We start from the raw sequence: 15473 nt of genomic DNA, 5'->3' as shown, positions 1-15473 counted from the left end.
GACGGTGCCTGTGGAGAACCTACGAAGCCTTGTTGGTCGTCGTGCACCGCGAACCTCACGATTTTGAGTCGGATTCGGCGGGTTAGTGGGCGGTTGTTGATCGTCGTTCGCCGTGTGAGTCTGCGGAAGTCATCATGATCGGGCACCGCTGGTTGAAGGGGCTATTTATGTGGAGCCGTCGGCACAGATCCGGCACGGATGTTGGTCTCTTAGAGGCTGCGCTTCCAAGCGCGAACGGCAAGATTCGCAAGCCGGAGTTGCCGGTCTGCGATCGTTTTCGGCGTCCAGCCGGCCGCCTCCCCGATCTCCTCCGTGAGAGTGAGGCTCGACGCCAGCAGCACAGGCTTCTTCACACTGAACGGCTGGTTGCCGATCGCGTCATTCTCCGACTTCTTCAAGAGACAATGATTGCCGAGTCGATCTACCCATTCGGCTCGGAGGTCGCCCGCGAACTCGGGCCAGGCCGACGCCGTCGCGCGCTTCGGCAGCACGTGCTCGAGGTTCACGGCGTTCTCGTCCGCGTTTGGGACGAGCTCCGGCTCTGCGTCTCCTTGGGACTCGCGCTCAAGCGCGAGCAGGTAATAGCGGCCGATGTTTGTCTTTGGTACGCGGATCGTGGCGAAAGCACTTGCGAACTCCTCGTCGGTAGCAACGATCGCGACCAACGACGCCAGCAGCTCAGATGCGAGCTTGGTTGTACCATTGCGAATACTGATCGCGGCCTCGCAGTACGCCTTCTCTGCCGTGCCACCGCCTATGCCCCCGACGACCAGGCCACGAACTCCCCAGTTGACTGCCAAGCGCAGCGCCTTCTGAGCTTCGCTTCGACGGAAGTGCTGAAGGACGGCGAGCAAGAGCGGACGATTCTGCTCGAGTCCGAGACGATTCAGAGTCTCGATGTTTACCTTGGTTTCGGTCCCCCATCCCTGCCAATAACTGTGCCCCGGGTCGCGCAATGCTGCGTAGAGCGTCGAAGCCTTCTCGAGATCGCCCGAGAACGAGATGGCCTGGGCAGGGCTGACAACTTCGTCTTTGATCTTGCGGTAGAGGTCGCGCTCACGGGTCGCACCATACCTCGAGCTCCAGTACTGCCGAAGGAAAGTGATGAACAGGTCCTGGTCGGTTTCGAGGGCGCCAAGAGCCAGTAGCCACCGCTCGCGAACCTGATCCAGCCCGCCAGCTGCGCCGGATGCCCTACCGAACAAGTAACTCTTAAGGAGATCGGCAAGGGTGAGCTTTGCGCCTCGATCGTTCAGTGTTTCGAAGATTAGGAAGGCGTCAGATTCCGTCGCTACCAAGACGTAGATGACATTCAGGCCCTCCTCGATGAACTTGCGCCAAGCGATAAGGCGCTGCACCCAACTCGAGCCGGCGTTGGCCGCCTCATCGGCCAAGAACTTCCGCAGCTGTTTGTATGCCGCCGCGATCAGCGCATGCGAGTCACGTGTTGGTGCAACCTCCGGGGACCCTTCGATGACGAACTGGCGATAGAACTCATCGTCCTCGGAGTTAAGAGTCAGTCGGGGTATGAAGTCGTCCTCGTCATCCGAGTATGAGTTGAGGAACTCTCGGTTGATGCTGTCGGCACGATTGGTCTCGTGCTGCTCGCGATAGTGGTCGCGCAGCGCCGCGAGGAGGAGCGCTGTGGTTGCCAGCCGCTGCTGGCCGTCGATTACGGTCGCGCGTGAGCCGTCCTCGCTTAGGACTATCGTGCCCATGAAGTGTTCACGCTGCTCACTGTTGAACGCGTTACGGACGTCACCACAGAACTCGTCGACCTGGTCCTTCTCCCATGCGTAGGAGCGCTGATAGAGCGGCACCTTTAGCAAACGCTGTTTGAGCTGGGCACCGATTCCGGCGAGTCCGAAGTCTATTGAGCTAGAAGTCATGTAGTTCCAATCGCGCGTGGCCTTGCCCGACTCTAGCGTTGGGATTCAAACCCCGTGTGATCTTCCGTGGCCGTGCTCACGGCGCTGGCATCACGCGACATTAGAGATCTCTACCGCCCGTGTGGCGTGCGCGTCGGGCGAGGAGCACCAAACCGGAGCGCAGCGAAGACGGACGCGCCGCAGCCCCGACGAAGAAGCGCAGCCGGCGGTTGGGCTGCGCCGTAAGCCGGAGAGGAACATGCCTAGAACTTCCTCTGCACCGGGAGTGGCAGAATCGGGTTGGTCGCGTCTCCAGACACCTTCTCGGCACAACGATCCGCGGTACGCGTCGTCTCGCGTTGCTCACGTAGCGACCGGGAACGTTCACATGCCGCGGAGTCGGAGCATGGGATTCAGACGGCGAAACCAGCGCTCACCAAGGAAGAGCAAGACCCCACCATGTAGAAGCTAGGTGGGGTTTAGTGGCTCCGACGGGCGTGGATCCCGTGACCTCACCTATTCGGTCGTGCGCTTGCTGTGCCTGTACCTCACGATTATGAGTCGTGCGCTTGCACCTAGTGAGTGGAGCGACCGACTCGTTAGGCTCGGGGCATGACCGACGATATCCCACTCGCCCGCCCCGACGACGCGTTCCCTGGTCACATTTTCGATGTGCTCGGTGTGCCGCCGCTGCCGTTCGATGAGCGCATCGGTGGTTCGGTGATGGTGGTCGAGAAGCGTCCGGGGGACGGTCCGATCACGATCATGACGTCGGGGGTGTCGCGCATCGAGACTGAATCGGGCGAGCGGGTTGAGCTGGCGGTCGAGGTGGTCGACGGTCAGCAGGGCGCGGCGTTCGTCGCGCTGCGCTTTGTGTGTGACGAGATCGCGATGAACCGTCGGGTTCCGCCGGTGCTCGCGCCGTGGCGCAACGGGACGCCCTTCCTCAAGGGGACGGCGATCTCGGCACTGGTCGTGTCGCCGTCGCGGTGGGGTGCGTCGTTCGACGAGATCCGAGGTGAGGGCGGGAAGCTCGTCGGGTACGTGCGGACGTTGCGGATGCTGACCGACGGCGAGGCGGCAGTGGTGTCTGAGCGTGGGTGGGATGCGTTGGTTGCGGCGGTGGGGTCCGTGGATGCGTTGCTGGATGTCGAGCGGGCGGAGCGGTGAGTCATCGGATCGACCTCTGATCTGTGCCTCGTTCACCGGACGGTCGTGGCCCTTATGTCGGCGGCACCACCTAGTCTGAACGGGTGGACAACGTGACATCGATCGACGCGGCGAAGCCGAAGGTTCTTGAGTTCTTCGCAGGTATCGGGCTCGCGCGGATAGGGCTTGAGGCCGCTGGGTTCAAAGTCACCTGGTCGAACGATTACGAGGCCGACAAACGATCGATGTACCAGACTCATTTTCGCGACCCCCAGGGCTCACACGAGTTCCGACTCGGCGATATTGGCACTGTCTCCGTCGATGAGCTCCCTCAGGATGCCGCCCTCGCATGGGCTTCGTCACCGTGCACCGATCTCTCGCTTGCAGGCGGTCGTGCAGGGCTCGCAGGCAGTGAGTCGGGAACGTTCTGGGAGTACATTCGTCTCCTCGGGGAGCTCAAGGATCGCGGTGTCTTGCCGCCGGTCGCGGTTCTGGAAAATGTCGTCGGGCTGGCCACTTCCCATGGTGGAGATGACCTCGTCGCTGCGATCACCGCGTTCAACGACCTCGGCTATTCGGTTGATGTGTTGGCCATCGATGCGCGCCGGTTCGTCGCGCAGTCGCGACCGCGTCTGTTCCTCATTGCAGTTGTCGATCCACGCGATGACCCCGAGGGGATCTCCGAGTTGAGGCCAGATTGGCTGCAATGGGTCTTCGACGATACGAAGTTGCGGACGCACAGAACGAGTTTGCCAAGCGCTCCTGCGGTGAAACTTTCTGGCTTCGGTGACCTAACGGAACGCATGGCGCATGATGACGAGCGATGGTGGGATACGGATCGCACCGCACGTTTCGTGAACTCGCTCTCGCCCATGCAGCTTGCTCGTGTAACCGAGATGCAACTTGCTGAAGGCATTCGATTCCGCACCGCCTATCGGCGCACTCGCAACGGAATTGCGGTGTGGGAAGTGCGGCCAGATGATGTCTCTGGTTGCCTTCGAACTGCGCGCGGCGGTTCTTCAAAGCAGGCGGTTGTCTGTTTGGGCGACGGCCAGCTCAAAGTGCGCTGGATGACACCGCGTGAGTATGCACGGCTCATGGGTGCCGATGAATACGTGCTCGATGGGGCAAGAACGAATCAGGCTCTTTTTGGCTTCGGCGACGCTGTGGCGGTGCCGGCAGTGAGCTGGCTCGCCCGGAACTATCTCATCCGTGCGGTCCGAGGCGAGTTCGCGAACGTTGCCGTTGGAACGGAGATTGCGCATGGGTAGCCGCGGAATAGCGTCGTACAACGAACCAGAAGGTGCGCTGCCCGCGAAGAAGTCGATGCCAACACCGTTCGTCCGATACTTTCGATCGCTGCTGAGCGATGCGCTGAAGGTGACAGACGCGGAGAGTGGGAAGCGGCTGGGCTCTTGCATCGGCGCATACGCGTTTTACGACTACGACGGTGAACCCATCTACGTGGGGCAGACGACTGAGTCCTTTGGAACCCGAATCGGGCGTCACCTGACAGGCCAGCGGTCGGACACGCTCGCCTATCGCATCCTCGACCCGTTCGAGGTTGCGGAGATCGAGCTCTGGCCGATGGAGTCCGTGCGGGGGTTTCCGAAGGCGGAACGTCGCGAGCAGATCGACGCCCTTGAATATTCCGTGTACCTAGCAGCGATTGAGTCTTCCCGCTACCGAGCGATTCTGAACGAGAAGATTCCGCCCGTGTCGCCGCGAATCGAGATCCCGAGTTCATACCGCTTCAACCTCATCGATGCAGAGCTGCGCGAGGAGCGAGAGCACCCCGACGTTCGTATTGCTCGTCGCGCCGAGACGCTTTCGCGCGTAGCCGCCGTAGCCCACGAGCGTGGGGAGGTGTCCGTCGGTCTTCGGCGAGTCATCGTCATTCAAGCCGTGAGACTCGCTGACTTGGCGGCGGCGCGACTGGCATACGCAGAAGGGCGTCGTCGGCCCGATCCCAGCGCGATGAACATGCACGCACTCGTGGGCAATGTGATGGCCGAGTTTGGCGACGACGACGAGGAATGAGGGCCCTGACCGCCTTTCGCAGGTCGAACTGGGACATCAGTTCAGCCGGTGGCGCTTCGGAAGCCGGAGTTCACGCTCTGCGCCCTATGGTCGCGTCGGCTATAGTCAACCGCTCAACTGCACAGTATTCCGATTTGCCTCGCCGCGACGTAGCCGAGCGAGGATCATTCCTGGCTACGTCCGAGCTCGGGACCCTTTGTGGGGAGTCGGTGGTCGCTCCGAATGAGCGGAGGGTAAGCGGTATCTGAGGAAGCCACGATTATTCGACACGCTCACACGAGTCTGTCGCAAGAGATTGGCCTCACTGTTTCGGTCCTGCGTCCTGGGTGACTGAACGTGCCCCTCGATAAGCACATCCGCCGCCCCACGCAACCGCGCCAACACTCCCGCAACAGCAACCCGCGCGAGCGCATGCGGCCGTGCGAGCACGTCGATGTTGCGCGCGATGCGCACATCCTCCAGGGGCACGAGCACCAGTCGCGGATCCGCCCGCGGTGCCGTGTAGCGCGGAAACAGCGCCAGCAGCTCGCCCCCCACGATGAGTGACGCCGCCAGGTGGTAGTCGTTCACGCGGTGCGCGCGCTGGAACCGCACGCCAGCCGTCGCCTCCACGACGCCCAGCGCCACGTCGGGCGCGAAGCCCGCGTGCGCCGCGATCCACGACTCGTCCGCGAGCTCTGCCGCCGACACCGACGACCGTCCGGCCAGTGGGTGGTCCGCGGACATCGCGACGTCGAACGGCTCACTCAACAGCGTCGTCACCGACAGCTGCTCCGACGGCCACGGCTCGTCATGGTCCATGCGGTGTGCGATGACGAGGTCGTACTGGTCGACGAGCGCCGCGAACTCCGGCTGAGCCACGTCGTGCTCACCGAAGACCAAGCCAGGCGAGGACGACGAACCAGACGACGAACCAGACGAAGAACCAAGCAACCCCGGCAACAACGCCTGCCCCGCACTCTGGAACGCCGCCACCCGCACCCGCGCACCGGCGTCGTCGCCATACTCGCGCACCGTCTCCGCCGCGCGATCGATGAGCGTGTGCACCGTGCCGGCCATCTCGGCCAACGCCAAGCCCGCCTCGGTCAGCCGGATCTCCCGCCCCACCCGATACGTCAGCGCGACACCCATCTCGCGATGCAGCGCGGCGAGCTGCTGCGAGATCGCCGGCGCCGTCACATGCAGGTGCCGCGCGACGGCCGCGATCGTTCCGCGCTCCGCGAGCTCGCGCATGATCCGCATCTGAGAGAGATTCATCAGCTCAAGCTAACTGGTTACGTCGAAACCCTCAATATTCATGACTGATCATCGCGGCTACCGTGAGTGCCAGGACAGCGCAACGTCGCCCGTCCGCGAGAGCCCGACAGCACGTCGCAGCAGCACCAGCACAGGCCAGCACCACCGGCCAGCGCCGCACGCACGACCCGCCGCCAGCCCTCGCCGCCCAACGCAGGAAGGACCACCGATGCTCGCCCTCTGGAAACGACCCGACACCGCCGGTTTCGAACTCGTCGAGCGCGACATGCCGTCCATGGGCCCCGACGACGTCCTCATCCGCGTGCACCGCACCGGCATCTGCGGAACCGACCTCCACATCCAGTCTTGGGACCCATGGGCCGCCGGCGCCGTCGACGCACCACTCGTCCCCGGCCACGAGTTCTACGGCGAGGTCGTCGAAGTCGGCAATCGTGTCGAGGGCATCGACATCGGCGCACCAGTCTCCGGCGAAGGCCACCTCGTCTGCGGCACGTGCCGCAACTGCCGCTCGGGCCGCCGCCACCTTTGCCGCCACACCCGCGGCCTCGGCGTCAACCTCGACGGCGCCTTCGCCGAATACGTCGTGCTCCCCGCTTCCAACGTGTGGGTCCACGGCCCCCAGGTCACCCCCGACGTCGGCGCCCTCTTCGACCCCCTCGGCAATGCCGTCCACACCGCCCTCAGCTTCCCCATCCTCGGCGAAGACGTCCTCATCACCGGCTGCGGCCCCATCGGCCTCATGGCGATCGCCGTCTGCCGGGTCGCCGGAGCTCGCAACATCGTCGCCACCGACGTCGTCGCCGACCGCCTCGAGAAAGCGCTCGCCGTGGGCGCAGACCGCGTCGTCGACGTCTCGAAGGAACGCGTCGCCGACGCCCAAGCCGCCCTCGGCATGCTCGAAGGCTTCGACATCGGACTCGAGATGTCCGGCCAGGCCGCCGCCGCGAGCGAACTCATCGACAACCTCAACACCGGCGGCAAGGTGGCGCTGCTCGGCCTGCCGTCGACGAACATCGAGATCGACTGGACCAAGGTCATCACCCGCATGATCACCATCAAGGGCATCTACGGTCGCGAGATGTTCGACACCTGGCATCACGCCAGCGCCATGGTCGACCACAGCCCCGAACTCCGCCACGCACTCGAATCGCTCGTCACCGCCCGCTTCCCGCTCGCGCGCTGGGAGGACGCCTTCGATGCCGCACGCGGGGGAGCGGCCGGCAAGGTGCTCATCGACTGGACCGACGCCCGCGACGTCGTCATCACGGGCGTCATCGACGAGACCGCCAGCCCGGCGCTCGACGCAGCAACCGCAGCCTGAGCGGCCCCGCAGGCCACAACGACCCACCGCCCACTCGACCCCGAGGAGACGACATGTACGGCACCATCAAGACCCAGCTGCGCGACCAGCTCGACCGCATCGAGGCCGACGACCTCACCAAGCACGAGTTCGCGATCACCTCCCGGCAGGGCAGCCACGTCACGATCGACGGGCGCGAGGTCCGGAACTTCTGCGCCAACAACTACCTCGGCCTCGCCAACGAGCCGTCCATCGTCGACGCTGCGAAGCAGGCCCTCGACGACTGGGGCTACGGCCTGGCGAGCGTCCGGTTCATCTGCGGCACCCAGCAGATCCACCGCGACCTCGAACAGGAACTCAGCGCCTTCCTCGGCACGGAGGACACCATCCTGTTCTCCTCCTGCTTCGACGCCAACGGGGCCGTGTTCGGCGCCCTGTTCGACGAGCACGACGCGATCATCTCCGACGCCCTCAACCACGCATCGCTCATCGACGGCATCCGCCTCAGCAAGGCCCGCCGCCTGCGCTACCGCAACCGCAACATGGCCGACCTCGAGCAGCAGCTGCTGAACACCGCCGACGCGCGCCGCACCGTCATCGTCACCGACGGCGTGTTCTCGATGGACGGCTTTTATGCTCCGCTCGACGAGATCTGCGACCTGGCCGACAAGTACGGCGCGCTGGTGCTCGTCGACGACTCGCACGCGGTGGGCTTCGTCGGCCCCGGCGGGCGCGGAACGCCCGAGCTGTTCGGCGTGCAGGACCGCGTCGACATCCTCACCGGAACCCTCGGCAAGGCACTCGGCGGCGCATCGGGCGGGTATGTGAGTGCGAAGCAGGAGATCGTCGACGTGCTGCGGCAGTCGGGCCGGCCGTATCTGTTCTCGAACAGCCTTGCGCCGTCGCTGGTGGCCGGAGCACGTCGGGCGGTCGAGCTCGCGGCATCGGGCGACGAGCTGCGCGAAGGACTCTTCCGCAAGGCCGACCTCTTCCGCGAGCGCATGACGGCCGCGGGCTTCCGTCTGCTGGAGGGTTCGCACCCGATCATCCCGGTGATGTTCGACGACGAGCAGCAGTCCGTGCGAGTTGCCGCGCGCATGTTGGAGCAGGGCATCTACGTGATCCCGTTCAGTTTCCCCGTCGTGCCGCGAGGCGAGGCCCGCATCCGCGTGCAGATCAGTGCGGCGCACAGCGAGCAGGACATCCTCGACTGCGTGGACGCGTTCGTCGCGGCGCGGGGGTAGCTGCCGCCGCACTATCGTCGAGCCATGCGCAACTCGATAGGGGAACGGCGATGAACGTCGGTCGCTTCATGCTCGGCGGTGTGTTCTTCATCCTCGCCGGGGGATTCGCCTTCGTGTTCAGGGCGCGGGTTGCCGCGTTCTTCGATCGCTTCAACGCTCAGCTTCCCGGCAAGCTCTCAACGGGCAAGCCTTCACCGCCCGCCGCGTTGATCCTGCCGTCCATCGCCAGCATCGTGATCGGCGTGGTGAACGTCGTGCAGTCGTTCCCCTGATCGCGGTTTCCGCAGCGGGGTCGGCCTCAGTCGCGCTGCTCGATGAGGGTGAGCTGCGTTCCGTCGGGGTCGATCAGGAACCCCGCGCGCAGACCCCAGTCCTGCATGCGCACCGGGTGGAGTCGCGGGGCGCCGGTCGTCGCGACGGGTACGCCCGATGCCGCCATTGCACCGTAGAGCTCGTCGACGTCGGCCACCCGCACGCAGCACATGAAGTTGCTCGCGAGCGGGTCGAGGTCTAAGAAGGGGAAGAACTCCAACTGCACGGAGCCGCGGGTGAGGATCATCCAGCCGTCGTCGCGGAACTCGCACGCGAAGCCGAACCCCGCGTAGAACCCCTCGGTCGCGTCGAAGTCGCGTGACGGGAGGTTCGGCGTTGCGCGATCCGGGTGGCGGGTGGGTGACATGCGGCCATGCTTCCACCTCGGCGCCGATGCGACAACGCTCCGCTCAGAGCCGCGCGCTGAACACCCAGCGAATCGACCCGTCCGATCCCCGATCGTCCTCGACCCGTCGCAGACCGATATTCTCGGCGATCCGCTGCGAAGCGATGTTGTCGGGGTTGATGATCGCGACAAGCTCAGATGCTCCGGCATGGTCGCGCGCGAAGTCCCGGCACGCTGCGGCGGCCTCGGTCGCGAACCCGCGCCCCTGGTGGGCGATCGTCACGTGGTAGCCGACCTCGAGGCTGCTCACGCCGTTGACCTGCTGCCAGGTGAGCCCGCAGTCGCCGACAAACTCGCCGTCGAGCGTCTCAATGATCCACAGCCCGAACCCGTAGCGGGCGTAGTTGTCCTCGTTCCAGGCGATCCACGCGGCCGCCTGCTCGCGTGTCTTCGGCGCCGGGTAGAAGGCCATCGCCTCCGGGTCGCCGAGCAGGGCCGCCATCGCCTCCGGGTCGCCGAGCAGGGCCGCCATCGCGTCGAGATCCGCGAGGGTCATCTCCCGGAAACGAAGCCGAGAGGTGGGTGCCGGAAGCATGCAATCACGCTACTCGCCGCTTCGGCTCTCGCGGCACTGCGCAACGCTCGGGGCATGTCGTGCAGAGCGTGCCGCGAGAGCAGAGCAGGGCCCGGCACACGGGCAGGTGCCCGGAGCCACCGGCCCCGGTCAGACCACCCGGATAGGGTGGGGCTGTGCCTGACAACGACGACTTCACCGCCCGATACGAGCTCCGCGAGTTCCCCGCCGCCCTCGGCGCCGATGGCGAGCCCGCCCCTGAGACCGCTGCATCGCTCGCCCAGGTCGGCTTCGGATTCCACGAGCCGAACCCGAAGCCCGGTGCTTTCAAGCGCATCGCAGAGGGGCTCGCTGCTGACGGCGTGACGCTGCTCGGCGTCTACCTCCGTGAGCCCGTGGCGGGGTCCATCGACGAGACCTGGCCGGCTGGTACCTTCGCGTGGTTCTCAAAGGCCCTCAGCTGGGGCGACGGCACCACCATCGACACGCAGGCGATCTCCGACGTCACCGTCCGCCCGACGGAACGCCGCCGTGGCATCCTCCGCCGCATGATGACGCACGCCCTCGAACGCGGCGCCGCCGAGGGGTTCGCGCTCGCCGCCCTCACCGCGAGCGAGGGCACGATCTACCGGCGCTTCGGCTTCGGCGTCGCCATCCGTGAGCGCGACATCACCGTCAAGCGCGCGCGGGCACTGCCGTTCCTCACGCCGACCACCGGTGTCGTGTCGGTCGTCACCCCCGAGTCCCTCAGTGAGAGCGGCGTCGGTCGTCGCGTGTTCGACCGCTTCACCGAGCGCTCGATCGGCTCCATGGTGCGCAACACGGCCACGTGGCCCTTCGTGCTCGGGCTGCGCGGACGCGACGGCGAGCCGGTGCGGAACGTCCGCGCCGCCGTGCACCGTCCGTCTGCTTCCGGCGAGGCCGACGGCTACGTCACCTGGCGGATCGCCGAGCGCCCTAGCGGCCAGACGGCGGTCGAGATCATCGACCTCGTCTACGCGACGGATGCCGCCTACTTGTCGCTCTGGGAGTTCCTGCTCTCCATCGACCTCAACGACCTCGTGAAGTACCGCGGTGCGCGCCTCGACGATCCGATCGTCACGGCGCTCGCCGACTCCCGAGCGTTCGACATCGATCACGAGGAGGACCACGTGTGGCTGCGCGTCCTCGACGTGCCGGCGACGCTCCAGTCGCGCCCCTACGCTGCCGACGGCTCGCTCACGATCGAGGTCGTGGACGCCCTCGGCTTCGCGCGCGGCACCTACCGCCTCGATGTGAACGATGGTCGCGGTCAGGTGGAACGCATCGCCGACGGCTCCGACGCCGACATCGTTCTCGACGTCGCCGAACTCGGCGCACTGCTGCTCGGTTCAGTCTCACCGGTGACGCTCGCCGCATCCGGGCTGCTGCGGGCAGGCGACCCGGCGTCGGTGCTCACGCTCCGGTCCATGCTCACACCGGCGCGCACGCCGCACGGGATCACGTACTTCTGAGGTCGTTCGGGGCGGCGCAGAATTCAGGGAATCTTGCGGACCGACCTATGGAATCGCGCGATTCCTAGCGGGCTTCGGACATTGGGGCGTGAACCGTTCAGAATTCCCTGAATTCTGGACACCCCCGAGGAGCAGGGTCCCGTCAGCCCCGGCGCATGCTCCGCGCTGCGAACCCGTCGAGCGCGGCGAGTACCAGGGGCGCAGACCACAGCCGATTCCGCTGACGTGACGTGCCGACTCGCAAGACGCCACGATCCACGAGTGTGTCGAGGGCGCTGAACATGGTGCGGTCGGAGACGTCGAGGTGTTCGCGCACCACCCGGCTGTTGAGGACGGGGTGCTCGAGTGCGAGCGCAGTGATCCGGTGCGCGGCGGAGTCTGAGCGGACGCCGACGAGCGCTGCGCGCCAGTCCGCCTGAATCCGTTCGATGTCCGCCACGAGCGTGCGCCCGTTTCCGATCGCCAGAAACGCGCCGTCTGCGAAGACGCGCAAGATCGGCTCGACGCGCCCGGCGCGATAGCTCGTCAGCGCAGCGAAGTAGGCGTCGCGCTGTTGCAGGATTCCTGCCGAGATCGGCACGGTGACCCCGCGGGTCAGCCCGGTGCGGCGCAAGGCGGCCTGGACGAGCGCCCGGCCGGTTCGTCCGTTGCCGTCGGGGAACGGGTGGATCGTCTCGAAGTGTGCGTGGGCGATCGCGATCGCAGCCAGCGGCAAGGGGGCCGGGCGGAGCGAATAGGCGATGAAATCGTCCATCGCGGCGGGGACGCGGTCGTGGTGGGGTGGGACGAAGTCGGCATCGTGCGGGCTGTAGTTCCCTCCGCCGATCCAGACCTGCTCGCCGCGATAGCGTCCGGTGATCTCGGGTGCAGAGGCTCCGAGCAACTGGTGCTGCATCGCGATGATCCTCTCGTTCGACAGCTCGTCGGACGCGTCGAGAGCGGCTTCCAGCGCGCGGACGTTCGCGAGGATGAGTGGTGCGTTTCCGGTGTCGCGCTCGTCGAGCTCGGCCTCCGCGATCGCCTTCGCGCTGCTCGTCAGATTCTCGATCTGTGAGCTCGATGCTGATTCGCTCCGCAGCAGGATGGATGAGAACGGGGCGGTGATGTGTCCGACCTCGGTGTCGAAACGGACGATCAGCTGTTGTGCCTCGCTCAACTCGTCCACCAGGTCGTCGTCGATGTCGATGTCGAGGCCCGAGATCGGGGGAGTGATCGCGGCCCGGTACGGCTCGCGGAGCAGATCACGTTGCCGTTTCGGGAGTGCGTCGGGCGAGATTCGTGACTGCCAGGGCAGGCTCTCGTGGGTGATCGCCGTCGTCATGTCAGCCTCCGTTCCCGCGTTCAACCTTCACTTGGAATCTCCTTAGTGAAGTTTAGCCCACTAAAGTTCACTAAATGCAGTGCCTGATGACCTCGGGGTTGAGACGTTGCGAGTCCCCCGTCAGGGGTTCATCACGGAGTGCGTCCTGGCTACACTGGCCGGGTACGGACGTCGAACGAAGGAGTTGGAACATCATGACCGTGAAGCCTCGCAAGACCCTGATCGGGTTCGCAGCCGCCATCGCCCTCGCCGCTGGCGGGCTCCTCGCCACCGCGGCACCGGCCCAAGCTGCGGGCTACACGTACCTGTACCCCACCGATTTCAGTTCGTACTCCGCCTGCAACACGAAGCGTCTGACGATGAACTCCTCGTGGACGAGCGCAAGCCAGTGCTTCACCATGACGGACACCGGCAAGGTCGTCTGGAAGTTCTCCGTCTCGGTGCGCTCCTAAGGGCTACGGCCTCTCTCCGGTGGTCCCGGGTTCTGCTCCCGCGAGGCGCTCTCGCAGGAATTCGACCACGCGACGCCGCGCCTCGAAGGCCGGATGACCGTCGCGTTCACGGACCTCGCCCGTGAGCACCGAGTGGGCGGTCTTCGAGAAGCCACCCGGGTTGCCGGGTGAGGAGTCGAGCTCGATGACCTCGAACGCGTCGCCGAGTCGCGCCGCGATGGTCGCGAACCGTTCGCGCGGGACAGCCCGGTCCTCGCTGAACCGGAGTCCGAGCGCACACACCGATCCCGCAGCGGCACGGGTGGCGACCGCGTCGAACTCGCCAGGGGACATCCCCGGGTCGATCCGTCTGGCACGGCTGATCGGGAACGGCGTCGACGGCTGACTCATCACCGATGCGAGCACGCTGTCGTCCACCGCTGCGGCCAACGCGAAACCGCCCGTGAAGCACATGCCGATGACGCCGACCCCAGCGCCCGGTGTGCGGGTGTTGAGGTCGGAGGCGAGCGCACGCACATGGTCGGCGATCGGCCGGTGCGCGCCGGTCGCGAACGCCTTGAACTCCGCCGACACGCACACCTTCGAGACGCTCCCGAGGATGTAGCCGGTGCTCGTCTCGCGACCGGGCGTGCCGAACGGCGACGGGATCGACACGGTGAAGCCCTCGGCGACGAGATGTTCTGCCAGCCCGAGCACCTCCGGTGTGAGGCCCGGAAGCTCGGGGATGAGTACGACGCCCGGCCCAGATCCCTTCTCGAAGCGGTCGTGCGTCACACCGCCGCCGGTGAACGGCGTCCGGATCCAGTCCGTGAGGTCAGCGCGAGGCGCGATGTCGGTCATGTGGGGAGCGTAGTCCTCGGAACCGTGCGCGACGGCGACGCCCTGCCGAGCGCCGCCGTCGCTCGCGTCACCCCCAGAACACGGTCAGTGAATCAGCCAATGCGCGACCCTGGGCGAAGCCGGCGCGCGCCGCGGGTACGCGCGTCGTCGGGATCATCATGTTCGGGCCGAACGCGTCCAGCGACGCGGCGTCCGGCAGGACCGTCTCGACGCGGCTGCCGCCTACCTGCAGTTCTTCGACCTGCACGGCGAGCTGCAGGCCCCACTCGAGCGGTGCGCGCGTGCGACCGCCGAGCGGCGACAGGACGAGGACCCGCTCGGAGCCCAGGGCGAGGTCGGCGTTCTCGCTCGAACGCCGGTAGCCGCCGTCGATGTAGCGATCGTCGCCAATGAGGTACGGCGCACCGCCCGAGGTGCTGGCAGCGACGGCGTCCACGAGATCGACCCCGTCGCTCCCGTCGAATTCGATCGGCTCAGCCGTGCGGGCATCGACCGCGGTGAGCAGGAGGCGCTGCTCGGTCGGCCAATCGCGGTTCGGGAAACGGGCCCCGACGATCTCGCGCCACCGAGCCGAGGCCTCTGGCGTGGTTCCGAGGGCGAGTGCCGACGCTGCCAGGCGGCGTCGCATGTCCTCGGGGCCCGACGATGAGGCGATGACGTCGTTCGTGCGCTGCAGGTGGTCGACCATCGGGCCAGCAGCAGCAGCACCGCCGTCAGGGCGGGAACCCGTGAGCGGACGTCCGTCGGCTGGGCGCACCGGTGGCTGCTGCGACCCCGCGTCGAGGATGTCGGCCAGGAGCCGGTCGGGGCGTGCGCCGGCGAGTTGCGCGGCCGCGGTCGCACCCGCCGAGGTGCCGATGACGAGATCGGCGTCGGTGACGTCGAGACCGCCGTCGAGGAGCCCGGCGATGATGCCGATCAACCAGGCGTTGCCGGCCGAACCGCCACCACCGAGGACGAGTGCGCGGCCGCGCAGCCGTGTCGACGTGTCGGAGGAGTGTGAGGAGGAGGAATTGTCCATGGGAGTCGCCTTTCGCGATGAGCTGGCGAGCGCTCCCGGCTACGACGAGGTCAGTCGCGCGATCGTGTGCTGCGGGGAGCGCCCAGTGCGGGTACTGCGTTCATGGGGCTCACCTCCAACGGTCGAATCACGATCGGCATGACGGTAGCACGACGGGCCAGTGAGCGCACCACCCACTGTCGACCGTTCCGGGCACGTGCCCGGAACAGCACGTTTCACATGCCACTCATACGATCCGTGCGTCCGCTCACCTGCC

General features: G+C 66.1%; 15 protein-coding genes. 8 read left to right on the top strand and 7 right to left on the bottom strand.

Going from position 1 to position 15473, the window contains the following annotated elements; translation table 11 throughout:
• Positions 1–209: 209 nt before the first annotated feature.
• Positions 210–1889, bottom strand: a complete 1680-nt coding sequence (locus KXS11_RS08825) for a DUF262 domain-containing protein (RefSeq protein ID WP_437385187.1) — start codon at positions 1887–1889, stop codon at positions 210–212.
• Positions 1890–2540: 651 nt separating this feature from the next.
• Here KXS11_RS08825 and KXS11_RS08820 point away from each other — a divergent pair.
• The 3 genes from KXS11_RS08820 (at position 2541) to KXS11_RS08810 (ending at position 5057) form a co-directional block, all read left to right on the top strand.
• Positions 2541–3038 carry a suppressor of fused domain protein gene (locus KXS11_RS08820; RefSeq protein WP_437385186.1) on the top strand — a complete coding sequence of 166 codons (498 nt, stop codon included), beginning with the start codon at positions 2541–2543 and terminating at the stop codon, positions 3036–3038.
• Positions 3039–3121: 83 nt separating this feature from the next.
• Entirely contained in the window at positions 3122–4288 is a 1167-nt protein-coding gene (locus KXS11_RS08815; protein ID WP_437385185.1) for a DNA cytosine methyltransferase, read from the top strand.
• Entirely contained in the window at positions 4281–5057 is a 777-nt protein-coding gene (locus tag KXS11_RS08810) for a GIY-YIG nuclease family protein (RefSeq protein ID WP_437385184.1), read from the top strand. The genes KXS11_RS08815 and KXS11_RS08810 overlap by 8 nt, the downstream gene beginning before the upstream one ends.
• Positions 5058–5231: 174 nt before the next feature.
• Here the strand turns inward: KXS11_RS08810 and KXS11_RS08805 are convergent, their stop codons facing one another.
• Entirely contained in the window at positions 5232–6314 is a 1083-nt protein-coding gene (locus KXS11_RS08805) for a LysR family transcriptional regulator (RefSeq protein WP_437385183.1), read from the bottom strand.
• Between the two features lie 208 nt (positions 6315–6522).
• Between KXS11_RS08805 and tdh the strand changes: the two genes are divergently transcribed.
• The 3 genes from tdh to KXS11_RS08790 are packed head-to-tail and all read left to right on the top strand — an operon-like array spanning position 6523 to position 9130.
• Complete coding sequence (gene tdh, locus KXS11_RS08800) at positions 6523–7635, top strand: L-threonine 3-dehydrogenase (RefSeq protein WP_437385182.1); 1113 nt, start codon at positions 6523–6525, stop codon at positions 7633–7635.
• Between the two features lie 53 nt (positions 7636–7688).
• Positions 7689–8858 carry a glycine C-acetyltransferase gene (locus tag KXS11_RS08795; RefSeq protein WP_437385181.1) on the top strand — a complete coding sequence of 390 codons (1170 nt, stop codon included), beginning with the start codon at positions 7689–7691 and terminating at the stop codon, positions 8856–8858.
• A 50-nt stretch (positions 8859–8908) separates the two neighbouring features.
• A complete protein-coding gene (locus KXS11_RS08790) occupies positions 8909–9130 on the top strand; it encodes a hypothetical protein (protein WP_437385180.1) in 222 nt (73 codons plus the stop codon).
• A gap of 26 nt (positions 9131–9156) precedes the next feature.
• Here KXS11_RS08790 and KXS11_RS08785 read toward each other — a convergent pair whose 3' ends face one another.
• Entirely contained in the window at positions 9157–9537 is a 381-nt protein-coding gene (locus KXS11_RS08785; protein ID WP_437385179.1) for a bleomycin resistance protein, read from the bottom strand.
• A gap of 43 nt (positions 9538–9580) precedes the next feature.
• A complete protein-coding gene (locus tag KXS11_RS08780; protein ID WP_437385178.1) occupies positions 9581–10111 on the bottom strand; it encodes a GNAT family N-acetyltransferase in 531 nt (176 codons plus the stop codon).
• A gap of 155 nt (positions 10112–10266) precedes the next feature.
• Here KXS11_RS08780 and KXS11_RS08775 point away from each other — a divergent pair, with 155 nt between their 5' ends.
• Entirely contained in the window at positions 10267–11583 is a 1317-nt protein-coding gene (locus tag KXS11_RS08775; protein ID WP_437385177.1) for a GNAT family N-acetyltransferase, read from the top strand.
• Between the two features lie 142 nt (positions 11584–11725).
• Here KXS11_RS08775 and KXS11_RS08770 read toward each other — a convergent pair whose 3' ends face one another.
• Positions 11726–12904 (bottom strand): Fic family protein, encoded by a 1179-nt coding sequence (locus KXS11_RS08770; RefSeq protein WP_437385176.1) that lies wholly within the window; start codon positions 12902–12904, stop codon positions 11726–11728.
• A gap of 194 nt (positions 12905–13098) precedes the next feature.
• Here KXS11_RS08770 and KXS11_RS08765 point away from each other — a divergent pair, with 194 nt between their 5' ends.
• Complete coding sequence (locus KXS11_RS08765) at positions 13099–13356, top strand: hypothetical protein (protein ID WP_437385175.1); 258 nt, start codon at positions 13099–13101, stop codon at positions 13354–13356.
• A 3-nt stretch (positions 13357–13359) separates the two neighbouring features.
• Here KXS11_RS08765 and KXS11_RS08760 read toward each other — a convergent pair whose 3' ends face one another.
• Positions 13360–14196: a dienelactone hydrolase family protein gene (locus tag KXS11_RS08760; RefSeq protein WP_437385174.1), complete on the bottom strand. Its 837-nt coding sequence runs from the start codon at positions 14194–14196 to the stop codon at positions 13360–13362.
• 67 nt (positions 14197–14263) lie between these two features.
• A complete protein-coding gene (locus tag KXS11_RS08755; RefSeq protein WP_437385173.1) occupies positions 14264–15217 on the bottom strand; it encodes a patatin-like phospholipase family protein in 954 nt (317 codons plus the stop codon).
• Between the last annotated feature and the right edge of the window lie 256 nt (positions 15218–15473).

It is taken from the genome of Plantibacter flavus (assembly GCF_051487245.1).
GTDB lineage: Bacteria > Actinomycetota > Actinomycetes > Actinomycetales > Microbacteriaceae > Plantibacter > Plantibacter flavus_B.
This window is presented reverse-complemented; position numbering and strand designations above follow the sequence as displayed.